Source organism: Leifsonia sp. Y862 (assembly GCF_057669585.1).
Genome location: NZ_JBYHFR010000001.1, coordinates 637,867 through 661,698 on the forward strand (window position 1 = coordinate 637,867; position 23,832 = coordinate 661,698).

Genomic DNA, 23,832 nt, shown 5'->3' on the forward strand with positions numbered 1-23,832 from the left:
AGCCTACGCGCGGGGGAGCGGCCGGTTGCTGTGCAGGAGGCGCTCAGGGTCGACCGCGATTGAGAGCAGCGAGAGCCGCTCAAGAACCTCAATGCTGTACGCGTCCGACAGGTCCTGCCCGCGGGAGAGCAACGACGGCACGGAGCGCGGGCTGGTGAGGCCTGCCGTTGCGGCTTCGAGGGGAGCGAAGATCTCCGCCACGTTGAGTTCGATGCCAGGGCCGCCAAAGATGGCCCCAGCGAAGACGAGATAGCCGGCGTCCAGGTGTCCGACGGCGCCCGTGTCATCCAAGCTCGGGTCGGCCTGCGCTCCGCCGAGCGGACGCACCTGCACAAGCGTGAGTCCGTGCTGGCTCCCTGCCTTGAATGCAGCAATAAAGCCGGCAAACCCCGCGTCGCCGAAATCGGTGAGCGCACACGACCAGTCGTGCGTGGCCGACGGCTCCGTCGGTTCCGCAGACACCTCGCCGATCGAGCCAATGCTGAACGGATGCGTGAGATCCATCAGCACCGGCGCCGACGCGAGAATGGGGGCCAGCAACGCCGTGCCGTCCGCGGGCGTCCCGACGTAGACCACATCCACGGTGGCAAAGGTGCCTCCCCTGAGTGGTTCAGGAACGAATTCGACGTCGGGCATGTTGATCATGCCGAAGAAGATGCTGAACTCATCAGGCGCGTCCGTCATCACCGCATCGACGCTGGTGAAGACCGCTTCAGCCGCGTCGCCAGGGAAGATGATCTTTCCGCCGAAGAGTTCCGGTGCCGGGTAGAGGTCGATTTCGAGTGTGGTCACGATGCCAAACAGCCCGCAGCCTCCGCGCAGCGCCCACAACAGGTCAGGATCCGAGTCAGCGGTGACTCGGCGGAACGTCCCTGATGCGTCGACCAGTTCGACCGCACGAATCGAGTGGGCGGCCAGCCCTTTCCAGCGGCTGAACCAGGAGTGACCCCCAGAGAGCAGGTAGCCGGCAACGGTGACGTCCGGGTTGGTACCAGAGAGCGGAACGAGTCCCGTGCCATCGAGGAGGGGGAGGACACTGCCCCATTTCACACCAGCGCCGATGCGAGCGGTCCGCTTCTCAACGTCGATGCTGATCTCGTCGAAAGCATTCATCCGAACCAGGATGCAGTCGGTCAGTGGATCGTTGGCCCCGTGCCCCCTCGGCTGCACCGCAACCTCGAACTCGCCGGCGAGGGCGGTGGCCAGGATCAGCAGCAGGTCATCGGTCGTGTGTGGCGAAGCCACGGCAACCGGATGCTGGTCGACGGCACGGTTCCAGCCCATGCGTTCCACATCCCAGTCGGTGTCTCCTGGGAGAAGCAACGAGCCGGTCAACGCCGATGCCAACCTCTCAAGCGCTTCCGTGGCTGCATCAGCCCTGGTATCAGGGGAAGCGCTGTGATCGGGGGAGAGTGTCACGGGAGTCGTCCTTTCGAAAGGGTGATGGCGCGCCAGTGACGCGACATCGTCGGGTTGGGACAGAGGGTATCCGGCATCTAGGCGCTCTGCCAGCCCCCTCTGGCCGACAGGCGATCGCCCCCGACCGGCCCTAGGCTAGAGGTATGGCTGAACGCACCCCCTGGTCCTTGTCTGGCGCGCTGCGCGGCATGTTCACGAAGAAACTCATTGACGACCAGAGCTGGGACGACCTCGAAGACGCGCTGATACAAGCCGATTTCGGACCCGACCTCACCGACGCCGTCGTCTCTGACCTGCGCGCGAAGGTGGCGAAGTACAACACCACCGATCCGGCAGACCTGCAGCGGATGCTTCGCGAGGGCATCGAAGAACGCCTGGCGGCATACGATCCAACCCTCAAGCTCAGCGAACGCCCGGCCATCGTGCTGGTCGTCGGTGTGAACGGTGTGGGCAAGACCACCACCATCGGCAAATTCGCGAAGTTCCTGCGCACCTACGACCGCACGGTGCTCATCGGCGCGGCTGACACGTTCCGCGCTGCGGCCGTTGAGCAGCTCGCGACCTGGGCAGAGCGCGCTGGGGCCGACATCGTGCGTCCGCAGGCGCACGGCCAGGATCCGGCATCCGTCGCATTCCAGACCGTGGAAAAGGCGATGGCGACGGGCACGGAAATCGTGATCATCGACACCGCCGGGCGTTTGCAGACCAAGGGCGGCCTGATGGACGAACTCACGAAGATTCGTCGTGTCGTCGAAAAGCAGGCGCCGATCTCTGAGGTCCTCCTCGTGCTGGATGCCACAACAGGCCAAAACGGGCTCGCCCAGGCCGAGGCGTTCATCGAGCACGCCGGGGTCACCGGGCTCGTGTTGACGAAACTCGACGGGTCAGCCAAGGGTGGTTTCGTGCTCGCCGTGCAGGAAAAGACGGGCATCCCGATCAAGCTGATCGGGCAGGGTGAGGGAATCAACGACCTCACCGGCTTCACGCCACACGTATTTGCACAGAAGCTCGTGGGCTGAGGCCCGTGAGACATCGATTATTGAGGACAGTATGACCATCGAACACGACTACTTCGGCATTCTCGGCAGCGACGACGACGGCGAGATCTACTGGTCTGACACGACGGAACTCGGTGACCAGAGCGTCGACATTGACGTGACCGCGCCCGACGAGGCTGCCGTTCTCGTCGAATCCCTCGACATTGTCGCCGGCATGATCAACGCCATTGAAGAGCTCGACTCCCAGGTGAGGGAGTCCCTCGTGGCCGACCTCAGCGCCGAAGGCTCGAAGACAATCGAGTACATCACCGCTGTAGTTGACGACATGGATTCCAGCGCACTGGATGACGCAATCATCTGGGACTCAGGCGACAGGCAGATTGACTTCCTGCGCTCGATCCAGGTGCAGCGCGTGACGTTCATGCCGCACAATGCTGGAAACGAAGAGCGCTTCGCGCTGCTGGAGTATTCGATCAGCCCTGAGGACACGGACTACGTACTCATGGTCACAATTGACGTGCACGGCGACACCATCGCCGTGCAGATGGAAAACTAACCGGTTTCACCGGGTTAAACTGGAGCCACAATGGCAACTTTTGGGAACCTTTCAGATCGCCTGGCCGAGACTTTCAAGAATCTCCGCACCAAGGGCAAGCTCTCCGCAGCGGATGTCGATGGCACCGTTCGCGAAATCCGTCGCGCTCTGCTCGATGCAGACGTCTCGCTCGACGTCGTCAAGGAGTTCACGGGCAAGGTCCGTGAGCGCGCGCTCGGCGACGAGGTCAACAAGGCGCTGAACCCTGCCCAGCAGGTCGTTCAGATCGTCAACGAAGAGCTCGTGCAGATCCTTGGTGGGTCGCAGCGTCGACTTGAGTTCGCCAAGAAGCCGCCGACCATCATCATGCTGGCCGGCCTCCAGGGTGCCGGTAAGACCACGCTGGCCGGAAAACTTGCCAAGTGGCTCGCCAAAGACGGCCACACTCCACTTCTCGTCGCTGCCGACTTGCAGCGTCCGAACGCCGTCACCCAGCTGCAGGTTGTCGGTAACCAGGCCGGCGTTCCCGTGTTCGCCCCGGAGCCAGGCAACGGCGTTGGCAACCCGGTCAAGGTCGCCAAGGACGCCATTAAGTTCGCAGAGACGAAGCTCTACGACACCGTGATCGTCGACACCGCTGGTCGCCTCGGTGTGGATGCCGAGCTCATGAAGCAGGCATCAGACATCCGCAAGGCCATCAATCCAGACGAGGTTCTCTTCGTCATCGACGCCATGATCGGGCAAGACGCGGTCGCGACGGCCAAGGCCTTCCAGGAGGGCGTCGACTTCACCGGAGTCGTGCTCACCAAGCTCGACGGCGACGCGCGCGGTGGTGCCGCCCTGTCAGTGGCGTCCATGACCGGTCGCCCGATCATGTTCGCCTCAACCGGTGAATCCCTCGACGACTTCGAGCCGTTCCACCCCGACCGCATGGCCAGCCGCATCCTCGACCTCGGTGACATCCTCACCCTGATCGAGCAGGCACAGTCCTCGTTCGACGAGGAAGAGGCACGGAAGGTCGCGGAGAAGTTCGCGACAGACACCTTCACGCTCGACGACTTCCTCGGCCAGATGCAGCAGCTGCGCAACATGGGTTCGATCAAGAAGATGATGGGCATGCTGCCAGGCGCCGGCGCCATGAAGCAGCAGCTCGAGAACTTCGACGAACGCGAGATTGTGCGTACAGAAGCGATCATCCAGTCGATGACCAAGGCAGAGCGCGTCAACCCCAAGCTCTTGAACGGATCCAGGCGCCTTCGTATCGCCAAGGGCTCCGGCTCGAGTGTCACAGAGGTGAACTCACTGGTGGCACGCTTCGAGCAGGCCGCCAAGATGATGAAGACCGTCGCAAAGGGCGGCATGCCGAACATCCCAGGAATGGGTCCGATCCCCGGAGCCGGCTTCGGCGGTGGCCGCGGCAAGCAGGTCGCGAAGAAGAAGGGCTCCAAGTCGGGCAACCCCGCCAAGCGCGCCGCTGAGAACGCGGCGCTGGCCTCTGGTGTGAAGGCAGCCGGCGATGGTGCAGCAGGCGGCTCAGGGTTCGGCCTCGGTGGCAATAAGGGTGGCGCGCCGACCGAAGAGGAAATGGCGGCGCTCCAGAAGATGCTGGGGCGCTAGAGGCGCGAACCGCTAGGCTCGGGTCAATTCAACTGACTCGTGAGGGGTTTTCAATGCGTCGATTCGTGGCACTCGCCGGTAGCTGTGCTCTTGCTCTCACCCTGCTGTCCGGCTGTGCCGGAACGGCGGGTACCGGCTCGTCTGGTTCAGATCCTGCTGCCGATGACCTCATCGGCACCTGGGTCGTCGACGAGACGTTCGATGTGGATACGCAGCCGTACCTGACAATCGACGACGGCGGAGACTGGACGTCATCCGACGGCTGTAACACCGTCAAGGGCACGTGGGAGCTCGGCTCAGACGGTGCGTTGACCACGACGGCCGGCCCGTCGACGTTGATCTACTGCGAGGGAAAGCCCCTGCCAACACTGATGGCAACGGCCAAGTCGGTCTCCGGTGACGGTGACTCACTTGAGCTCAAGGACGCCTCCGGCGATGTCCTGGTTTCGTTGATCCCCGGCACGGCACCCACCCCAGCGAGCTGAGTCGTGGCATCCGCAGACGCACGCCCTGTCCGGCTTGGCGTGCAACTCGCACCCCAACACGCTTCATACGAGAAGATCAGGGAAACTGTTGGCGCGGTCGAGGCGCTCGGCGCTGACATCGCCTTCAATTGGGACCACTTCTTCCCGCTCAGCGGTGACCGAGACGGAATGCACTTCGAGTCGTGGACGATGCTGGCTGCCTGGGCAGAGCAGACGTCGACGATTGAAATCGGGGCGCTGGTCAACTGCAACAGCTATCGGAATGCCGACCTGCAAGCCGACATGGCTCGTACGATCGATCACATCAGTGGCGGCCGCTTCCTGTTCGGAACCGGCTCCGGTTGGTTCGAACGTGACTACGACGAGTACGGCTATGAATTCGGTACGCCGGGTACTCGGCTCGATGCCCTGGCGGATGCCCTCCCTCGCATCGAGGCACGGTGGGCGAAGCTGAACCCGCCGCCCGTTCGCGACATCCCGATCCTGATCGGCGGGGGAGGCGAGAAGAAGACGCTGCGGATCGTTGCCACCCATGCGGATATCTGGCACTCCTTCTCGAGCCCATCCGTGCTCGAGCACAAGCTGGGTGTGCTGGGCTCGTGGTGTGACCGGGTGGGGCGTGACCTCTCGGCCATCGAGATTTCGACGGAACTCAGGTCGCGTTCCGTGAGCGAAGCCGACGATCTCTACGAGCTAGGGACCCGGTTGTACACGATCGGTATTTCCGGCCCGGACTACGATCTGGCCCCGGTGAGGGACTGGCTGGCCTGGCGCGATTCGAAGAACGAGGCAACGCCCTAGCTATCGGGTGTGACGGCCGCCCTGCCGGTCTTCAGCTCGTTGCGAAGTGCGGCAACGACGTGAACCAGATCACCGTCATTCAACGCAGCCACTGCCCGCTGCCGCTGGTAACTGGCGCCGGAGTCGAGAATCACAATGAGGTACTCGAGTTCGGCGAGGCAGCCGAGTGTGATGGCGATGGGTGTCAGCGTCTCGACGAGTTCGCGCACGTCATCCGTCACGAGGCGCTCGGTGCCCGCCGCGTCCAGGATTATTTCCGCGTCGAGTCCGTAGCGCGCAGCACGCCACTTGTTCTCGCGTACAAACCACGGCTGCATGGTCGGAATCGTTTCCCCGGCATCGATCCTGCTCGACATCCATTCGACCAGGCATTGGATGAGTGCGGCGATCGCGCCGAGTTCCAGGGCGGTTGAGACGCCGTCGCACACCCGCACCTCGATCGTGCCCCAGCGTGGTGCGGGGCGGATGTCCCAGCGCACCTCCGTGGCATCGGTGATGATTCCGGTCTTGGTCATGTCTGCGACGTACTCTTCCCACGCCGCCCAGTCGGCGAGGCCCCACGGTGCGCCTGCTGTGGGGAGCTGCTGGAACATGAGGGCGCGATTGGACGCATAACCGGTGTCGACGCCGGCCCAGTACGGGCTGGAGGCCGACAGGGCCTGGAGGTGGGGCAAGTAGCAGAGCAGGCCGTTCAGGATCGGCATGACCTTGTTGACGTCTTCAATCCCGACATGAACGTGAATGCCCCAGATCATCATGTTTCGCCCCCACCACTGGGTGCGATCGATGAGACGGTGGTAGCGCTCGTTGTCGGTCACCTGTTGGTCGAACCATTGGCCGAACGGATGCGAGCCGCTGCACATAGGGTCGACGCCGAACGGCGCAGCCACCTCGCGAACTTCGTCGAGCTGGCCGGTGATGTCGGTGACGGCGTCAGCCACCGTGTGATGGACGCCGGACACCAATTCAACGGTGTTCAGCAGCAGCTCGCCGGTGATGTGGGCGTGCGGAGAGCCGTCAGGGGAGCGCAGGCCATCGAGAACCTCCGTCGCGATCGACACGAGGTCGCCACTGGTTTGATCGACGAGGGCAAGCTCCCATTCGATGCCGATGGTGGATCGCTCTGAGCGGCTGAAATCGATTTTCACGTAGATTCTCCTGCTGCGGTTGTCCGACGGCGATATTCGATTATCACAATCTTCACCAAGTCTGACAGAATGGTTAGTCGAGTTCTGTTTCGCCCGACCCTCTAATCCGGCGTTCAGAACCCCATTGAGCTTGTGCCGAGTGTGCCCCCACGCTCACGGCCCTCAGTTCGCCAAAAATAAAGAACACACAGGAGAATTGTGGCTGTCAAAATCCGTCTGAAGCGCCTGGGCAAGATCCGCGCGCCGTACTACCGCATCGTTGTCGCTGACGCGCGCACCAAGCGCGATGGTCGCGTCATCGAAGAAATCGGCCAGTACCACCCGACCGAAGAGCCTTCGGTCATCAAGGTCGACTCCGAACGTGCCCTCTACTGGCTGGGCGTTGGCGCTCAGCCGACCGAGCAGGTTGAGGCTCTCCTCAAGCTGACCGGCGACTGGGGCAAGTTCAAGGGCGACAAGAACGCTGTCAGCACCGTCCGCGTCAAGGAGCCGAAGGCTGCTTTCGTCGCTGACGAGAAGAAGAAGCCTGTTCTCAAGCCGAAGGCTGAGAAGGTCGTTGTCAAGGAAGAAGCAGCAGTCGAGGCTCCGGCCGATGACGCTTCGACCGATGCAGCAGCAGAGGACCAGGCGTAATTTTGCTCGCTCCCGCGCTTGAGCACCTCGTCAAGGGGATCGTTGATCACCCTGAGGATGTGCATGTTGCAGCTAAGAACTCACCCCGCGGCGATGTTCTCGAGGTTCGTGTGAACCCCGAGGACCTCGGTCGGGTGATCGGTCGCGCAGGTCGCACCGCCAAGGCATTGCGTACCCTCGTGGCCGCTCTCGCTGACGGCAAGCGCGTGCGTGTCGATGTCGTTGACACTGATTTCTGAGTTGGCAATGAGCTCGGAGAATAACGCAACACCGCCGCACACCCAACTTCGGGTGGGGCGCCTGACGAAGGCTCATGGCCTCAAGGGTGCTATCAAGCTTGAGCTGTTCACGGATGACCCAGGGCGTCGTTTCGTCCCTGGCGCCGTGTTCACGCTTCAGGTTCCATCGGGCTCGCCCTGGCACGGTAAGACGCTTGAACTCGTCGAACTTCGCTGGTACAACGAGCACGCAGTCGGATTCTTCAAGGGCGTGTCAGACCGCACGACCGCAGAAACGCTTGCAAAGGCGATCCTGTGGATCGAGCAGGATGCCGCCGAGCAGTCCGACGAAGAAGATGCCTGGTTCGACCACCAGTTGGTTGGGCTCGACGTCGTCCGTGATGGGGTCACGGTGGGAACGATCTCCCGCCTTGACCACTTCCCGGCGCAAGACCTGCTGATCGTCAAGACCCCGAACGGTGACGTCATGGTCCCGTTCGTCAAGGCCATCGTGCCGACGGTTGACGTGAAGGCCGGCATCGTCACTGTCACTCCGCCGCTGGGGCTCTTTGAAGAGCTTCCTGCTGAGGAAGCAGACGAGTCTGCCGAGGTCGCTGAAACGCCAGCTGAGGAAACTCGCCCGGCCGAATAGCGTTCTCGCTCAGTGCACTCTGGCCCGCCACATCCTGAACAGGGATGAGGCGGGCCACAGTCGTATCTGGGCACAAACTCACATCGCGTCGCGGACGTGCTGAGGCGGAATTTACGGCGGAGAGATCGGAGCGAAACCGGCGGGGACCGTGTCGCTTCTACGCTCGGATGACTGGTTCGAATCGGGGATTACTGGTTCGAATCGGGCCATATTCGTCCGCTGTATTCATCTGGAGGCGACACGCCATGTCCTATGTGAAACCCGATCAATTCATCGACAGCATCGTACAGGCCGGCGTTGACAAGTCATCACTCAGCATCGGCCAGCTTCTCGCGCGCGGAACCCTCGCAGGGGCGATCCTCGCCTGCGCGACAACGCTCGCGTTTACCGCGACCTCTCAGTCTCAGCTGGGCATCGTCGGGGCCGTCATCTTCCCGGTGGGCTTCGTGATGATTGTGCTGCTCGGCCTGGAACTCGTCACTGGGAGTTTTGCACTGATTCCCCTGGCAGTGCTTGAGGGAAAGACCACAGTCAGACGGATGCTCAGGAACTTCCTGTTCGTCATCATCGGACACCTCATCGGGTGCGGACTGTACGCGGCGCTGTATCTGGCCGCCATCACCAAGATGGGCACCGACCAGTCAGATCCTCTCGTCGCCATGATCATCAAGATCGCAGAAACCAAGACCATCGGTTACGAGGCGCTCGGAATATCTGGCCTCGCTCTGGTCTTCATCAAGGCCGTGCTCTGCAACTGGATGGTGACGCTCGGCGCTGTGCTGGCGTTCACATCGACCACCACCGGCGGAAAGATCCTGGCCATGTGGCTTCCCGTCACGATGTTCTTCGCGCTCGGGTTCGAGCATGCCGTCGTAAACATGTTCGTCATCCCCGCCGGCATGCTGCTTGGTGCGCACGTGAGCGTGCTCGACTGGTGGGGCTGGAACCAACTGCCGGTTCTGCTCGGCAACTTTGTCGGGGGAGTCACGCTGACGGCCGCTCTGCTCTACTTCTCGCACCGAACGAAGATTGAACGGGACATCACCCCCGTTCCAGCAATGGACGGGATCCGACAGTAAGCGCGTTCAGACGGTGATTCGGTATCCCCGCTTCACGACGGTGGACACGAGGCCGGGGATACCGATGATGTTTCTGAGGCGCCCGAGCGACACTTCCATGGCGTGATCATCTGGTGCCTGGCCGAGCGTTGCACTACCGAGCGCTGCAACTAGCTCGTCCCGTGACACGACAGACCCCTTGGCGGAAACGAGCGTCCTGAGGATCGCAAGGGCAGAGGGCGGCAGTTGAATGCGCTTCTGCGGTCCATCGTTCGGGCTGACGTCCAACACCTGCCCACGGAGTGAGAGCGGTCCAAACGCCGTGTCGAGGCGCACCGCGCCATCCTCGTCGAGGTATTCGCATACCAGTCGGATCAGCGCACCCATCCGGAAGCGTGTCGGCTGGAGCGGGACAATCCCGGCGAGCACCAGGGGAGCTGCAGTGACAGGTCCGACTGCAGCCGCAACCACAGAGGTTCCAAGGGCAGAGATGAGCTGCGGGTAGAGGCCCATACCCTCCGCTGCGGCGAAGAGTGCATGAACGGAAGGGGCGCTGGTGAACGTGACACAGTCGAGCTGCCTGGTGCAGACGGCTTCGATGAGCCCCTGCACCTTTTCGTCAGTGTCGTCGATGGCGATCCACCGGTATGGAGCGACGGTGATCACCTCGCGATGAACTGCCCTGAGTCGATCCAACTGCTGCTCGTCGGTATAGCCGTGCACCTGGATGGCGATCGTGAGATCAGGGGGGTACTCAGCGAGAACTTTGGAAATCAATGACGATGTCGTTTCCTCGTCGCTCATCCCGCGGTCGTTCAGGCCCGCAGCACGGATGCTGCCCCTCGCCTTCGGGCCGCGCACCAGAACGTCGGTGTCAGCCAGCGAATCAATGAGGTCCTGCCCGAGGCCGGCAGCATCTGCTACTTCGAACCAGCGACGAACGCCATACCCGGTGGTGGCGAGCAGAATATCGGGCTTCGCTCTGATCAGGCGTGTGGTGTCTTCAACGAGTGGACCCTCCTGCTGAGAGTTCGCGATGCGAAGTGTGGGAGCGTGAGTGACCTTCGCTCCGCGCCGTTCGAAAGCATCGATGAGATCCCCAGAGCGACGGTCGCTCGTCACTCCGATCCGGAATCCCTCCAACTGGGTGGGATTGAAATGGAGGGTCGGCTGTTCACTCAGATCCATGTGCAGCCATCCCTGTGGCTGAGGCGATATCCGTGTATCGGCTTGCACGCGCCATCAGCTCTTCAGCGGATGCATCAGCGCTGTACGCGAGTGCCACGACCTCTCCGATCACGAGGACCGCCGGTGCAGACACCTTCGCTGCTGCAGCCTCCGCCAAAACGGTGCCCAGGGTAGCGATCGTGGTGCGCTGGTTCTGGCTGAATCCATTCTCAATGATCGCGACGGACATCATCCCAGTCATACCGTGCCTGATCAGTCCCTGGGTCAAGGTCGGCAGTGTCCCGACACCCATGAGTACCACGATGGTGCCGCCAAGCAGGCAGAGAGCCTCCAGCTCGTTGTCGCCCAACGGCGCATGCCCGGAGATGACGGTGAACGCGTGGCTGAGCCCGCGATGGGTCAGCGGAATGCCGGCAGCAGCGGGAACGGAAATGGCACTCGTCACCCCGGAGAGCACCGTGACGGCGATTCCGTGTGCATGACAGGCCATGACCTCTTCGCTGCCGCGACCGAACACATAAGGGTCGCCGCCCTTCAACCGCACAACGTGAGCACCCGTGAGTGCGTGCTTCACAATGAGTGCCTCAATATCCGTTTGGCTGATGGGATGGTTTCCCGGCTGTTTGCCGACGTTGATGAGCTCCGCCGTGGGCGAGAGCTCACCGAGATTGGCGTGGGGGGAGAGGCGATCGTAGAGTACGACGTCTGCTGCCACCAGTGCGTCACGGGCGGCGACGGTGAGCAGCCCGACATCGCCCGGGCCTCCACCGACGAGTGTCACGCGGCCGACCTCTGATTCTTTCTGGTCAGTCATGTGCCCTCATTCTCATTCGCCCCTGATTTCTCATTCGCCCCTGATGGGAATTCGACTCCCACTTAGAAGAACGGTACCGGTATTCGCGCGTTCCTCCGACGTGGCTGGGCGCACTTGATCGCGTTCAGCGACGTGGGCAATGCTCGGGTCTGGCACCGTCGGCGCGTTGACGAACGACCGGAATCGACGCAACCGTTCAGGGTCCGCAAGCGTTGCGGCCCATTCGTCTTCATAGGTGTCGACGTGCTTGTTCATCGCCTCTTCAAGTTCGGTGGCCAGGCCGAGCGAATCCTCGACGACGACCTCTCGCACATGATCAAGCCCGCCCGGCAGGTCTTCGATCCAACGGGCTGTGCGCTGAAGCCGGTCGGCCGTGCGGATGTAGTACATCATGTAGCGATCGATATAGCGGATGAGCGTTTCTTCGTCGAGGTCGGCCGCTAACAGCTGGCCATGGGTCGGCTGGAAACCCCCGTTGCCGCCGACGTAGAGGTTCCAGCCAGACTCCGATGCGATGATGCCGACATCCTTGCCCCTGGCCTCTGCACATTCCCTGGCGCACCCTGACACGCCGAACTTGAACTTGTGTGGGGCGCGCAGTCCCCGAAAACGCAGCTCGAGGCGGATGGCCAGGCCCACGGAATCCTGCACACCGAAGCGGCACCAGGTGGACCCGACGCACGATTTCACGTTGCGCAGCGCCTTCCCATACGCCTGGCCCGATTCGAAGCCCGCATCGACGAGGATCCGCCAGATGTCGGGAAGCTGCTCAAGCCTGGCGCCGAACATGTCGATGCGCTGCCCTCCGGTGATCTTGGTGTAGAGCCCGTAGTCTGTCGCAACCTGGGCAATGACGGCGAGCTTTGCCGGCGTGATCTCTCCGCCTGGGATTCGAGGAACGACGGAATACGTGCCGTCCTTTTGCATATTGGCCATGGCCCTGTCGTTGGTGTCCTGCAGGGTGCCTCGGCCGGCGTCGAGGATGTACGCGCCCTGCTGGCTGGCCAGGATGGACGCGACGGCCGGCTTGCACACGTCACAGCCGCGCCCGCTGCCGAACCGGGCGAATATCTCCTCGGCGGAGGCCAACTCCAGCACCCGAACCGATTCGAACAGTTCCTGGCGGCTGAGACTGAAGTGCTCGCACAACGCGCGGGACACGGCAATGCCCGACTTGGTGAGCTCACTCTCCAGGATCTTCTTGACCAGCGGAACGCACGATCCGCACTGGGTTCCGGCGCGCGTGCACGCCTTGAGAGGACCGAGCTGGGTGCAGGCTTCGGCATGGTCCCCTCGAACGGCGGCACGCACGTCACCGACCGATACGTTGCTGCAGGAGCAGAGGACAGCATCATCGGGGAGTTCGTCACCGCTGGGCGCCTCAGCCCCGGCCGCTGAGAGGTAGCTGGCCGGCTCGTTTGCAAGCTCACGTCCGACGAGCGGGCGAAGGGAGGAATAGGGGCTCGCGTCGCCGACAAAGATTCCGCCGAGGAGTGTTTTCGCGTCATCCGTCACCACGAGCTTTTGGTAGAGGCCCCGTGCAGGGTCAGCGTAGACGATCTCCAATGCACCCGGCGTCGTGGCCAGCGCATCGCCGAAGCTCGCGACGTCGACTCCCGACAACTTGAGCTTTGTCGCGTCGTCAATTGTCGTGAAGGTGGCGTGCCCGCCGTGCAGGCGATCGGCCACGACTTCAGCCATGGCGTTGGCCGGAGCGACCAGGCCGACGCACTGGTCCTCAAAGCTGGCGACCTCGCCGATGGCCCAGATGGACGGGTCGCTGCTTCGGCAGTCAGCGCCGATGGCGATTCCGCCGCGCGCACCGAGTGTGATGCCGGCGGCAGCGGCCAGTTCATCCCTCGGCCGGATGCCGATGGCGAAGACCACTACATCAGCGGGAATCTTCTGTCCATTGCTGAGCCGAACACCGACGACCTGCGTGCCGTCGTCTGTGGTGAGGATGTCCCGCGGCCGTGTCCCCGTATGCAATGTGATCCCCTGGGCGGCAATCAGTCGGCCGAGCGCCTGGCCGCTGCCCTCATCCAGTTGGGCGCTCATCAGCCACGAGCCGGAATGCACGACGGCAGGCTCGGCTCCGAGTACGGCGACTCCGCCGGCCGCTTCCAGGCCGAGAAGACCCCCGCCGGCCACCACGACGCGCGGAGGTCGTCCGAGCGTGCCCGTCAGAGCGGCGATCTCTGCAGCCAGATTCTGGACGTCGTCGATGGTGCGATAGACCCTGGCCAGGCCGGCACCTGGAATCTCAGGCACAGGGGCGCTAGAGCCTGTTGCGAAGACCAACTCGTCGTAGTGGATCTCGTCGCCTCCGGCGAGCGTGACAGAGCGCCGGACGGGATCGACCGCGCTCGCACGTGTTCCGGTGAGCAACGTGATGCGCTCGTCGTCCCAGATCGACGCAGGCTGCAGAGTCAGATCGACGTCGCTGATGAGTCGTTGGCTGAGGGCAACCCTGTCATATGGTTTGTGCGTCTCCTCCGTGATGACGGTGACCGTGAGCATCCCGTCTGCTCTGGAGTTGATCGCATCCGTCAGCCGATGTGCGGCAGGCCCGCCTCCGATGACGACGACGTGCCTCTTCGGTTCACGAGAGGAAGAGAGTGACGGCATCAGGGGTCCTGTTCGTTAGGCATGCGGTGATGCATCCGAGCGTACAAGGAGGCAATTACCCCGGTGTTTCCCCGGCGTATCCCTCGATTACGAAACACGCACAGTCGCACTGAGCCGTTGTGAGGTCGGATTCACGCGGACGAAACACCAGCAGCCATTGGGCGAAACGTGGCCCTCGTACGGTGGCAAGTACCCACCAATCACCCGCCACACCAGGGAGTGCGACATGACTATGACAGCGAATGCAGCAGCAACCGCACCGGCAGGGATCGTGTGGGAACGCGCCTGTGCTGTGACAGATTTGGAGCCGTCGTGGGGTGAGGCCGCCCTGGTGCGCATGAAACAAATCGCGTTGTTCCTCATTTCTCCGCGAGAGATCTACGCCGTTGCGCACCGCGATCCGCACACGGATTCCTACGTCATGGCCAGGGGCATCGTCGGGTCACGGGGAGACCGGCCCACAGTGGCATCGCCGCTCCACAAAGAGGTGTACGACCTGGGAACGGGGGAGTGCTTCACCGATCCATCCCTGTTCCTGCGCACATACAGCACGCGTGTGGTTGGCGGATTTATTGAGGTCGCAGTCGACGCATGACCCTGAACCTCACGACCACAGCTCCCGCGCTCGTGGCCATCTCCCATGGGACCTCGTCGCCTCTCGGCCAGGCTGCCGTCGCCGCCCTGGTCAACGCCGTGGCGCTGCGTCGCCCTGACCTCGATATCGCCGGTGGATTCGTCGACGTGCAACAGCCAGACGTCGCCGCAACACTCGGCGCGCTCGACCCAGGGACGCCGGCCGTGATCGTTCCGCTCCTGCTCTCGGCTGGGTACCACGTGCACGTCGACCTGGCCGTTGAATCAGGACGGCACGAGCGCGAGAGTACGATCTCGGCAGCCCTTGGTCCCGACGCCAGGTTGATCGACATACTCGAGATGCGCCTTCGACGGGCGGGTTACCGGCAGGGCGATTCTGTCGTCCTGGCCGCAGCAGGATCCAGCGATTCCCGTGCAGTTGACGACTGCGTCACGGTCGGGCGGATGCTGTCGGCTCGCCTTTCGGCGTCAGTGACAGTCGGATTCATCTCAGCAACCTCCCCTCGCCTCGTCGACGCGGTGCACGCAGCGCGAGCCGCGAATCCGACACAGCGGGTGGTCGTAAGCACCTATCTCCTTGCGCCCGGCTACTTCTCGTCCCTCTGCCAGGACGTGGGAGCAGATCTGGTGACCGACCCCATACTGCTTTCGACGGAGCATCCGCCTGAACTGCTCGTCGAACTCGTTCTCGACCGCTATCTGGCCGCGCGCGACGTGCTGTCGCGAGCCGAGGCGTTTCTGCTCTCGTAGAATTCTCTGTATGCGCATTGATATCGTCACGATTTTCCCCGAGTTCTTCGATGTGCTGGACATCTCGCTCCTCGGCAAGGCCCGCCAGTCGGGAATCATCGAGTTGGGCGTGCACAATCTGCGCGACTACACGCACGACAGGCACCGCACGGTCGACGACACGCCATACGGTGGGGGCGCTGGCATGGTCATGAAACCAGAGCCATGGGGCGAAGCCCTCGACGCGATTCTCGAAACGGATGCCGGCGCAGACGATGCTGCCGACGACGCCGGCCCTGTGCTGATCTTCCCCTCACCGGCTGGGGAGCAGTTCACCCAGGCGATCGCCCGCGAGCTGGCCGACGAGCAGCACCTCGTCTTTGGTTGCGGCCGCTACGAAGGCATCGACCAGCGGGTGTTCGACCACTATGCCTCCCGTGGTCGTGTGCGCCTGCTCAGCCTCGGCGACTACGTCCTGAACGGGGGAGAGGTGGCCGTCATGGCCATGATCGAGGCCGTCGGGCGGCTGATCCCCGGTGTCGTTGGCAACCCGCAGAGCCTGGTCGAGGAATCCCACGAGGATGGGCTGCTCGAATACCCGAGCTACACCAAGCCGGCCGCGTGGCGGGACCTGACGGTTCCCCCTGTCCTGTTGAGCGGAAACCACGGCGCCATCGCAACGTGGCGACACGAACAGCAGGTGGAGCGCACCAGGCGCGTTCGTCCTGACCTTCTGGAGCGCACCAGCGACGCGTGAGCCCCGCAGCGTGAGCCCCACAATGTGATCGCGAAGCGTGCCGCTCGACACAGGGCGCGCTTCTGCCCCCAGCGAACTCCCGGCCCATTCGCTGGTGCCACGGATATTCTGATTCCGTGGCCCTCCGAAAACTCTTCTTCTACTGGCAGTTCATCGCTGCCGTTGCCCTGCCCCTCTGGCTTGTCGTCGGCTGGCCCATCTTCGGTGCAGGCGGCTGGCAGGTGTTGGGCGTCTTCCTCGGTGCCGTGGTGCTCGGAATCGCGTTGCTCGTGGTTGCACTGCTGATCTACGCCAGGAAGGACGTGCGCGACACCAGGGCGGTGTCGTGGCCGGATGTCGGAGTCCTGACTCTCTGGCACGTCCTGATCATCGGTCTGGGGTTCTATGCCGCAGCGTCTCCGTGGCTCACCGCTCTCGTGATCGCCGTCGGAATCGGCGCCTTCTGGTTCGCGATCTGGGAATTGTTCGACACCGCACGCCGTCGGATGCGGGATGCGCTCGACCAGTTCGACGCGGCTGCGCGCCCCGTCGCACCATCGTTCGAAGACCTTCGCGATCCGACGCAGGGTCCCGGATTCACCCGCACCCCCGACCCGACCGTCATCGTCGTGCAGGAAAAGCCCAACGAAAAGTAGGCACCGTTTTGCGGCGCACACCCGTTTAGTGGCAGAATAGGCGTTTGTGCCGCTGCATGCCTCTGCCACAGGGGAGCCAGCAAAACGCGGCCTTTCAATCACACTTACATCCGTAGTCGACCTGTGGCGGTTACAGAGAGCGAATAACCATGCATATTCTCGATCACGTGGACGCCCCATCGCTGAAGAAGGATCTTCCCGACTTCCGCGCCGGCGACACCGTCAAGGTTCACGTCAACATCGTTGAGGGCTCCCGCTCTCGTGTCCAGGTCTTCCAGGGCGTCGTTATCGGCCGCTCCGGCGAAGGCGTGCGCGAAACGTTCTGCGTTCGCAAGGTCAGCTTCCAGGTCGGCGTCGAGCGTACCTTCCCGGTACACTCCCCGGTCATCGAGCAGATCGAAGTTGTCACCCGCGGTGACGTTCGTCGCGCGAAGCTCTACTACCTGCGCAACCTGCGCGGCAAGAAGGCCAAGATCAAGGAAAAGCGCTAGTCAGACATTGCGTCTGTTTCAGGCCATCTGTGCCTGAATGCGATTTGACTGAGCTCCTCATCCCATAAGCTGGGTGAGGAGCTCAGGCGGTTAAATGATAGAAAACACCTTGCCAACGCGAACGGATCGCCCGGCAGCAGAACCCCCAAGCAAAAAGCGCGGTGTGGTTCTGTTTTTACGCGACCTCTTGATCATTTTCGTCGTCGCGCTTCTTGTCTCGTTTCTCATCAAGACGTTCCTCATCCGGTCGTTCTACATTCCGTCCGGTTCCATGGAAGAAACGCTCCTGAAGAACGATCGCATTATCGTGAATCAGCTTGAGCCATCGCTCATGCCGATCACGCGCGGAGACGTCGTCGTCTTCGAAGATCCGGGCGGATGGCTGCAGGCCACGATTCCCCCTGAGCAGAATCCCTTCGTCGCGGGCATCGACTGGTTGCTCTCCGTCGTTGGCCTCTCTGCCCCAGACAGCAACGACCACCTCATCAAGCGCGTCATCGGATTGCCGGGCGATCACGTGGAGTGCTGCAACGCCCTCGGGCAGATGAGCGTGAACGGCGTCCCGCTCGACGAGCCATACGTGAAGCTTCCCCCTGGATCAACGAGCGTCTCGAAGGACGACTTCGATGTCATCGTGCCAGAGGACTCGCTCTGGGTGATGGGTGACAACCGCTACAACTCGAAGGACTCGCGCTACAACGGCGACACTCCTGGAACGGGCTTCGTGCCGATCGAGGATGTCGTCGGACGCGCGTTCGTCATTTCCTGGCCTGCCAGCCGATGGTCTTTGCTCGACAACTACCCTGAGGTGTTCCGCGGCGTCGAGGAGGCAGCGGAGTAGTGGCTGTGAGCGATCCGACACTCGATGTCGAACGGGCGATGCTTGCTGCCGGTGCAACCTGCGTCATCGGCTGTGACGAGGTAGGCCGTGGGGCGCTGGCCGGCCCCGTGGCCGTCGGCGTCGCCGTCTTCACCGCATCCACTCAGGCGTTGCCCGCCGGTATCAGGGACTCGAAGATGCTGAGCGAGGTGCGCAGGGAGGCGCTCGCCCCCATCGCGGCCGCGTGGGCACCGCACTCAGCAGTTGGCCTCGCCTCTGCCGCCGAAGTAGACGCGCTCGGCATCATGGCTTCCCTCGGGTTGGCCGGAAAACGTGCTCTCGGGGCACTCTTCGCGGCCGGCGTCGACATCACCTCCAGCGTCGTCCTCCTCGATGGCAGCGACGACTGGCTGAACCGCGCGCTCGACACCCCGCTGAACGTGGTGACCAGGGTCAAGGCCGACCGCGATTGCGGGTCGGTCGCGGCAGCATCCGTTATTGCAAAGGTGCACCGTGATCGCCTGATGATCGAAGCGGATGGCCACGAGCCAGGCTATGGCTGGTCTTCGAACAAGGGATATGGCAGCGCTGGACACATGAGCGCCATCGCTGAACTCGGGCCGAGTGTCCACCATCGCAAGACCTGGCTCAAGTTGACAGCGTAAGATTGGCTCACCATGGAAGAAGACGAATTCGAGGACTACGACCGCGAGGTTGAGCTTGCCCTGTACCGCGAATACCGCGATGTTGTCGGGCAGTTCCAGTATGTGATCGAAACCGAGAGACGCTTCTATCTGGCCAACGAGGTAGAACTCGTACGGCGCGACACCGAGCACGACTTCTACTTCGAATTGACGATGAAGGATGTCTGGGTCTGGGACGTCTACCGCTCAGACCGCTTCGTGAAGTCGGTTCGAGTGTTGACGTTCAAGGACGTCAACGTCGAGGAATTGGCCTCCAAGGAATTCGAGCTGCCCAAGGAACTCGCGCTCGACGAGTAGCGCTTTCTATTTTGAGGTTCCCGCTTCGAGGATCGACACGATCGAGAAGAGCGTGAAGCACACAGCTCCGAGGCCGGTAAGCACGTGCGCGCCGACGAAGAATGAGGGATCTGTTCCGGCAGCTTCGTAGAGGAAAGCGGCGAGGAACAGGCAGGTCAGCGCCGTTCCGATGGGCAGCAGCGGGATGCGATTGGCCAGCGCGAATGTGCGCCGCCAGACGAGCGCGAGCAACAGGACCTTCGACAGGATGCTGAAGCACACGAGTCCGAGGCCCATGAGGACGAACCCAGGGGCTATCCGGTATGGCTCGTCAGAGCTGAGCAGCACGAACAGCCCAAGCAGCAGGTTGATGGTGCCCATCGCGACGACGAGCCAGACCCAGGCGAAACGCTCGCTGTTGCCGTATTCGTTGCGCACCTGGCGCACGATGCTCGCGACGAGCGCGATCAGCGAGGCGCAGATCGCCGACAGGCCGATCATGACGTGTCCTGCAACGAATCCCGGCGTGTCTCCGCGCACCAACAGGCCGATCGCGAGGCAAAAGCCGACGATGGCGACCACGAGAGGAATAGCTATCAGCACAGCTCCAGTGGCGCGAGAGTACGCGCTGGCGGGCGGGCCGCCCTGGGGCTCTAGTTTCTGGGAGGCCTCGATCAAGGTGAACTTGGTGGATGCCGTCGCGACGGTGCTGACGCACGCGGCGATAAAGCCGACGCCAATCACGATGAAGCCCGCCGTGAGGTTCTCAGGGGTGTTGTCCATGTTGGCCAGGACGATGCCCCAAATGATGGCGGCGGCGGCAACCACATAACCGGAGAGCGGCAGAATGATCTGCCAGACGCGCCCGTACTTGTTGATGAGCTGCCGGATGATGGTGGCCGCAGTGGTGAACAGTGCATAACAGATCGCGGTCAGCCCCACATTGACGTGGCCGGCCACGAAGTGATTGGCGTTGGCTGGCCCGGCCAGGATGTAGAGGCCGAAGGCGAGGCAGACAGCCCCCATGAGGAGCGGAATCGCCCGGAAAATGATACTCACTGTATGGTTCATGATGCCTCCCCGATCGCGGATCGCGTGGTCATCAACTGCGTGGCCGATCCAGGGTTTTGCCCCCAGTTTGCCCCCGTAGTGCGCAGAGAACAATCGCCGGGCGGATCATGCTGCGGGCGACAGTAGCTCCCTAACAGGGCGGCGAACCGACGTGGATCCCGCACATCCCCGGCGGCTGGGTGCCAACGGCACACCCTGACCCACAGTGGGAGTCGGAGGTGCTCGTGGCACGCAAAGACGAACTCGGCAAGCGGGGCGAGGAATGGGCGGCTGACTACCTGATCCGCGGCGGTTACGCGGTGATCGAACGCAATTGGCGGTGCCGCGAAGGCGAGGTCGATCTCATCGTTGGACGCGGAGACGAAGTGGTGTTTGTGGAGGTGAAGACGCGCTCAGGACTGAGCTTCGGGCATCCGTTCGAAGCCATCACCGTGGCCAAACTGGCTAGGCTGAGGCGGCTGGCCGTTGCGTGGTGTGAACAGAGTGACCTGCATCCCGGCCGGATCCGCATCGACGTGATCGGAGTGGTGGCGCCCGGTGGCGTCGACCCCGTCATCGAGCACCTGACCGGGGTCTTCTGATGGGACTGGCCCGCACATTCTCGGTTGCCCTGCTCGGCGTCACAGGTTCGCTGGTCGAAGTTGAGGCCGATATCTCTGGCCAGCTTCCCGGCATGTACCTCATCGGCTTGCCAGATGCGGCGCTCTCCGAGGCCACCCAGCGTGTGCGACTCGCGGCCAAGAACTCCGGATGCCCGCTGACTCGCAACCGGCTCACCATCAACCTCTCCCCGGCGTCACTGCCCAAGCGTGGGTCGGCCTTCGACCTCGCCATTGCTGTGGCCTGCCTCGCAGCAGACCAGGTCATCTCTGCGACCTCGGTCGCTGCGGTGGTGCACCTCGGCGAGTTGGCACTCGACGGCAGGCTGCGACCGGTTCCTGGCATTCTGCCGGCGGTGGTCGCCGCTGCCCAGCTCGGCCATAAGACGGTGATGGTTCCGACAGGGAACGCGGCTGAAGCCGCCCTGGTGCCGGGCATCAGGGTCGTGGGTATCGCATCGCTTCGTGACGCAGCCATCTGGCATGGTGCAGAGCTGGAGGAGATTGTGGTGTCGCCGATCGAGGTGCCGACGCTCAGTGCCGACGCGGTTGACGACCTCGACCTGTCCGACGTCATCGGCAACGACGAAGCAGTCACAGCACTGCAGATTGCGGCGGCTGGCAGCCACCACCTGTTCATGCTCGGCCCGCCCGGCGCGGGAAAGACCATGCTCGCGGGCAGGTTGCCTGGGCTCCTGCCTGATCTCGGGCCGGAGGAATCCCTGGCGGTCAGCTCTGTGCGATCGGTGGCCGGGTACGGCATCGGATCGTCGCTCGTGACCCGACCGCCGCTGGAAGCGCCGCACCACACGGCGACGGCCGCAGCGATGGTGGGCGGCGGAAGCGGCATCATCCGGCCGGGTGCCGCAGCCAGGGCGGCGCACGGCGTCCTTTTTCTCGATGAAGCTCCGGAGTTCGCTGCAGCGGTGCTCGACGCGCTGCGGCAACCGCTTGAGTCGGGGCAGATCAGCGTTCATCGCGCCAATGGAGTGGCGCACTTCCCCGGGCGCTTCCAATTGGTGATGGCAGCGAATCCCTGCCCGTGTGGTCAGTACGGGGCACGCGATCAGGAGTGCACCTGTCCACCGAATTCGCGGCGCCGCTACTTGGGACGCCTATCAGGTCCATTGCTCGACCGGATCGATATCCAGCTCTCCGTGCGGCGGATCACGGCAGCACAGCTGCAGCTCTCCCAGGATGAACCACGCCTGACCAGCGCTGAAGCCAGAGCGCGGGTTGTCAGCGCCCGCGCCGCTGCGCGCGAGCGCCTGGCCGGTACTCCCTGGTCGCTCAACTCCCAGGTGCCAGGCAGCTGGTTGCGAAGCCGCACGGCGAGGCTGCCGCGAGCGGCCACGGTCAGCCTCGACCGCGCTCTGGAACGCGGGGGCCTGACCATGCGTGGTTACGACAAGGTCTTGCGCGTTGCCTGGTCAATCGTTGATTTGTCAGGGGCATCCGTCCCTTCTGCCGATGATGTCGGACAAGCGCTGTACTTGCGGAGAGGAATTGCATCATGACCATATTCGACCTGCCGGAGCGCGATGTCGTGCGGCTGGTGACCAGCATCCGCGGGAGCCTGGTCGACGCGAGACGCAGCGATACCAGGGAGAGAGGTAACCCAGCTGAGCTCGATGACTCAGTGCCCCGTGACACAGAGCCAGCTGGCACAGAGCCAGCTGGCACAGAGCCAGCTGGCACACAGGGAACTGCCGTGGAGAGTGATATCGCGGAGACGTTTGCCCGTGCGGCCTGGACGTGCATCGCAGAACCGGGTGATGGCGTTGCCGGGGTGTTGATCGGGGCGATCGGCGCAGGGGCTGCCCTCGAATTGGTGATCGGTCACGGCGGCCCTGCTCGGGTGCGAGATGCGCTTGCGTCGCACGGACTGGCCAGCGATGAAGACGATTCGCACACCGTCGACAACATTGTGGGCGGCCTTGAGCGGTGGCGACCGCGGCTGAGGTCGCCAGACATCATCAGGGCCATTGAACAGGCGGCGCGAGTGTCTGCTCGTCTCTTGATACCGGGCGATGAGCTGTGGCCGCGCCAGCTCGATGACCTGGGCGTGCACGGTCCTACCGCGCTGTGGTGGCGGGGGAGCCAGGACTCGCTTCGGATGCTCGACCACTCTGTTGCGCTCGTCGGGGCGCGAGCTGCAACCGGATACGGAGAGCACGTGGCGATGGAGGCTGCGGCAGGACTCGTCGACCGAGGCTTCGCAATCGTGTCAGGAGCCGCGTACGGGATCGACGGCATGGCGCACAGGGCCGCGCTGGCGAGCGGTGGTGTGACCGTCGCCTTTCTGGCCGGGGGAGTCGACAGGTTCTACCCCAGCGGCCACGACGCCCTGCTCACCCGGATCAGTGAGGTCGGCGCCGTCATGTCAGAACTGCCGTGCGGCCAGGCCCCCACCAAGTGGCGCTTTTTGCAACGCAACAGATTGATAGCAGCATCGGGAGAGGCGACCGTGGTTGTTGAAGCCGGATGGCGTTCTGGTTCGCTCAACACCGCCGGCCACGCCGCAACGCTCGGCCGACCACTCGGTGCCGTGCCTGGGCCGGTGACGAGTCCATCGTCAGCTGGTTGTCACCGACTCATCAGGGAATACGATGCCGTCTGCGTCACATCTGCTGAAGAGATGGCGGCCCTGGCCAGAGGCGAGGTCGCGGGGGAGTCTGCCGCTCCCCGCGACGCGGAACGCACCAGCGATGAGACTCGGCTGATCGACGCCCTGTCCGCCAGGTCTGCACGGGCCCCCGCTGACGTCGCGCGCCGGTCCGGCCTCTCTGTGCACACAGTTACAAGCACGCTCGGCTCACTCGAACTCGACGGCGTCGTCAGGGAGCGGGACACGGGGTGGGTGCTTGCCCCTGTCGGTGGGGCGAGGTCGGCTCGTTGACGACCGCGAGCCTGTTGACTGTGCGCGCAGTGCGCGGGTATTTGCAAAGGTGAGACGCTCGCG

Annotated in this window: 26 protein-coding genes; 20 read left to right on the forward strand and 6 right to left on the reverse strand. The window is 63.2% G+C overall.

Annotated features, from left to right (window positions below; genetic code table 11):
* Nucleotides 1-3: 3 nt before the first annotated feature.
* The gene (locus AC25Z0_RS03015; RefSeq protein WP_488132270.1) at nt 4-1,419 is read right to left on the reverse strand and encodes an FAD-binding oxidoreductase; all 1,416 of its coding nucleotides are present in this window, start codon (nt 1,417-1,419) and stop codon (nt 4-6) included.
* A 143-nt stretch (nt 1,420-1,562) separates the two neighbouring features.
* Between AC25Z0_RS03015 and ftsY the strand changes: the two genes are divergently transcribed.
* Genes ftsY through AC25Z0_RS03040 form a run of 5 tightly spaced genes read left to right on the forward strand, consistent with a single transcriptional unit; the run spans nt 1,563 to nt 5,855 of the window.
* The gene (gene ftsY / locus AC25Z0_RS03020; RefSeq protein WP_488132271.1) at nt 1,563-2,438 is read left to right on the forward strand and encodes a signal recognition particle-docking protein FtsY; all 876 of its coding nucleotides are present in this window, start codon (nt 1,563-1,565) and stop codon (nt 2,436-2,438) included.
* A gap of 31 nt (nt 2,439-2,469) precedes the next feature.
* Nucleotides 2,470-2,973 (forward strand): DUF2004 domain-containing protein, encoded by a 504-nt coding sequence (locus tag AC25Z0_RS03025; protein WP_488118778.1) that lies wholly within the window; start codon nt 2,470-2,472, stop codon nt 2,971-2,973.
* Between the two features lie 30 nt (nt 2,974-3,003).
* On the forward strand, nt 3,004-4,569 hold the full coding sequence (gene ffh, locus AC25Z0_RS03030; protein WP_488118779.1) for a signal recognition particle protein: 1,566 nt from the start codon (nt 3,004-3,006) through the stop codon (nt 4,567-4,569).
* Nucleotides 4,570-4,622: 53 nt separating this feature from the next.
* Nucleotides 4,623-5,054 carry an META domain-containing protein gene (locus AC25Z0_RS03035; protein ID WP_488118780.1) on the forward strand — a complete coding sequence of 144 codons (432 nt, stop codon included), beginning with the start codon at nt 4,623-4,625 and terminating at the stop codon, nt 5,052-5,054.
* 3 nt (nt 5,055-5,057) lie between these two features.
* The gene (locus AC25Z0_RS03040) at nt 5,058-5,855 is read left to right on the forward strand and encodes an LLM class F420-dependent oxidoreductase (protein ID WP_488132272.1); all 798 of its coding nucleotides are present in this window, start codon (nt 5,058-5,060) and stop codon (nt 5,853-5,855) included.
* Here the strand turns inward: AC25Z0_RS03040 and AC25Z0_RS03045 are convergent.
* Entirely contained in the window at nt 5,852-7,003 is a 1,152-nt protein-coding gene (locus AC25Z0_RS03045; protein WP_488118782.1) for a glutamate--cysteine ligase, read from the reverse strand. The genes AC25Z0_RS03040 and AC25Z0_RS03045 overlap by 4 nt on opposite strands.
* A gap of 198 nt (nt 7,004-7,201) precedes the next feature.
* Here AC25Z0_RS03045 and rpsP point away from each other — a divergent pair, with 198 nt between their 5' ends.
* The 4 genes from rpsP to AC25Z0_RS03065 all read left to right on the forward strand — a co-directional run bounded on the left by rpsP (nt 7,202) and on the right by AC25Z0_RS03065 (nt 9,585).
* Entirely contained in the window at nt 7,202-7,636 is a 435-nt protein-coding gene (gene rpsP, locus AC25Z0_RS03050) for a 30S ribosomal protein S16 (protein ID WP_488118783.1), read from the forward strand.
* Between the two features lie 2 nt (nt 7,637-7,638).
* Nucleotides 7,639-7,875 (forward strand): RNA-binding protein, encoded by a 237-nt coding sequence (locus AC25Z0_RS03055; protein WP_441728429.1) that lies wholly within the window; start codon nt 7,639-7,641, stop codon nt 7,873-7,875.
* A gap of 7 nt (nt 7,876-7,882) precedes the next feature.
* Nucleotides 7,883-8,506, forward strand: coding sequence for a ribosome maturation factor RimM (gene rimM / locus AC25Z0_RS03060; RefSeq protein WP_488132273.1), 624 nt, complete (start codon nt 7,883-7,885; stop codon nt 8,504-8,506).
* A 245-nt stretch (nt 8,507-8,751) separates the two neighbouring features.
* On the forward strand, nt 8,752-9,585 hold the full coding sequence (locus tag AC25Z0_RS03065; protein ID WP_488132274.1) for a formate/nitrite transporter family protein: 834 nt from the start codon (nt 8,752-8,754) through the stop codon (nt 9,583-9,585).
* A 6-nt stretch (nt 9,586-9,591) separates the two neighbouring features.
* On the opposite strand, the gene AC25Z0_RS03070 is transcribed toward AC25Z0_RS03065, so the two are convergent.
* The 3 genes from AC25Z0_RS03070 to nirB are packed head-to-tail and all read right to left on the reverse strand — an operon-like array spanning nt 9,592 to nt 14,194.
* Complete coding sequence (locus tag AC25Z0_RS03070) at nt 9,592-10,752, reverse strand: uroporphyrinogen-III synthase (RefSeq protein WP_488118786.1); 1,161 nt, start codon at nt 10,750-10,752, stop codon at nt 9,592-9,594.
* Nucleotides 10,739-11,566: a uroporphyrinogen-III C-methyltransferase gene (cobA, locus tag AC25Z0_RS03075; RefSeq protein ID WP_488118787.1), complete on the reverse strand. Its 828-nt coding sequence runs from the start codon at nt 11,564-11,566 to the stop codon at nt 10,739-10,741. Before cobA ends, AC25Z0_RS03070 begins: the two co-directional genes overlap by 14 nt.
* A gap of 30 nt (nt 11,567-11,596) precedes the next feature.
* Entirely contained in the window at nt 11,597-14,194 is a 2,598-nt protein-coding gene (gene nirB / locus AC25Z0_RS03080; protein WP_488118788.1) for a nitrite reductase large subunit NirB, read from the reverse strand.
* A gap of 226 nt (nt 14,195-14,420) precedes the next feature.
* On the opposite strand from nirB, the gene nirD reads away from it, so the two are divergent.
* From nirD to AC25Z0_RS03120, 8 genes are all read left to right on the forward strand, one after another.
* Nucleotides 14,421-14,789 (forward strand): nitrite reductase small subunit NirD, encoded by a 369-nt coding sequence (nirD, locus tag AC25Z0_RS03085; protein ID WP_488118789.1) that lies wholly within the window; start codon nt 14,421-14,423, stop codon nt 14,787-14,789.
* Entirely contained in the window at nt 14,786-15,538 is a 753-nt protein-coding gene (locus AC25Z0_RS03090) for a sirohydrochlorin chelatase (protein WP_488132275.1), read from the forward strand. The genes nirD and AC25Z0_RS03090 overlap by 4 nt, the downstream gene beginning before the upstream one ends.
* A gap of 10 nt (nt 15,539-15,548) precedes the next feature.
* Nucleotides 15,549-16,274, forward strand: a complete 726-nt coding sequence (trmD, locus tag AC25Z0_RS03095) for a tRNA (guanosine(37)-N1)-methyltransferase TrmD (protein WP_488132276.1) — start codon at nt 15,549-15,551, stop codon at nt 16,272-16,274.
* A gap of 116 nt (nt 16,275-16,390) precedes the next feature.
* Nucleotides 16,391-16,909 carry a hypothetical protein gene (locus tag AC25Z0_RS03100; protein ID WP_488132277.1) on the forward strand — a complete coding sequence of 173 codons (519 nt, stop codon included), beginning with the start codon at nt 16,391-16,393 and terminating at the stop codon, nt 16,907-16,909.
* Nucleotides 16,910-17,058: 149 nt separating this feature from the next.
* Nucleotides 17,059-17,400, forward strand: coding sequence for a 50S ribosomal protein L19 (rplS, locus tag AC25Z0_RS03105; RefSeq protein WP_488118793.1), 342 nt, complete (start codon nt 17,059-17,061; stop codon nt 17,398-17,400).
* A 94-nt stretch (nt 17,401-17,494) separates the two neighbouring features.
* Complete coding sequence (gene lepB / locus AC25Z0_RS03110; RefSeq protein ID WP_488118794.1) at nt 17,495-18,241, forward strand: signal peptidase I; 747 nt, start codon at nt 17,495-17,497, stop codon at nt 18,239-18,241.
* Nucleotides 18,241-18,885, forward strand: a complete 645-nt coding sequence (rnhB, locus tag AC25Z0_RS03115) for a ribonuclease HII (protein ID WP_488132278.1) — start codon at nt 18,241-18,243, stop codon at nt 18,883-18,885. The genes lepB and rnhB overlap by 1 nt, the downstream gene beginning before the upstream one ends.
* Nucleotides 18,886-18,897: 12 nt before the next feature.
* Nucleotides 18,898-19,221, forward strand: coding sequence for a DUF2469 family protein (locus AC25Z0_RS03120; protein WP_488118796.1), 324 nt, complete (start codon nt 18,898-18,900; stop codon nt 19,219-19,221).
* 6 nt (nt 19,222-19,227) lie between these two features.
* Here AC25Z0_RS03120 and AC25Z0_RS03125 read toward each other — a convergent pair whose 3' ends face one another.
* Complete coding sequence (locus AC25Z0_RS03125; protein WP_488118797.1) at nt 19,228-20,259, reverse strand: DUF2776 family protein; 1,032 nt, start codon at nt 20,257-20,259, stop codon at nt 19,228-19,230.
* A gap of 230 nt (nt 20,260-20,489) precedes the next feature.
* Between AC25Z0_RS03125 and AC25Z0_RS03130 the strand changes: the two genes are divergently transcribed.
* The 3 genes from AC25Z0_RS03130 to dprA are packed head-to-tail and all read left to right on the forward strand — an operon-like array spanning nt 20,490 to nt 23,769.
* On the forward strand, nt 20,490-20,852 hold the full coding sequence (locus AC25Z0_RS03130; RefSeq protein ID WP_488133105.1) for a YraN family protein: 363 nt from the start codon (nt 20,490-20,492) through the stop codon (nt 20,850-20,852).
* Complete coding sequence (locus AC25Z0_RS03135) at nt 20,852-22,387, forward strand: YifB family Mg chelatase-like AAA ATPase (RefSeq protein ID WP_488132279.1); 1,536 nt, start codon at nt 20,852-20,854, stop codon at nt 22,385-22,387. The genes AC25Z0_RS03130 and AC25Z0_RS03135 overlap by 1 nt, the downstream gene beginning before the upstream one ends.
* On the forward strand, nt 22,384-23,769 hold the full coding sequence (gene dprA / locus AC25Z0_RS03140) for a DNA-processing protein DprA (protein ID WP_488132280.1): 1,386 nt from the start codon (nt 22,384-22,386) through the stop codon (nt 23,767-23,769). Before AC25Z0_RS03135 ends, dprA begins: the two co-directional genes overlap by 4 nt.
* Nucleotides 23,770-23,832: the final 63 nt, after the last annotated feature.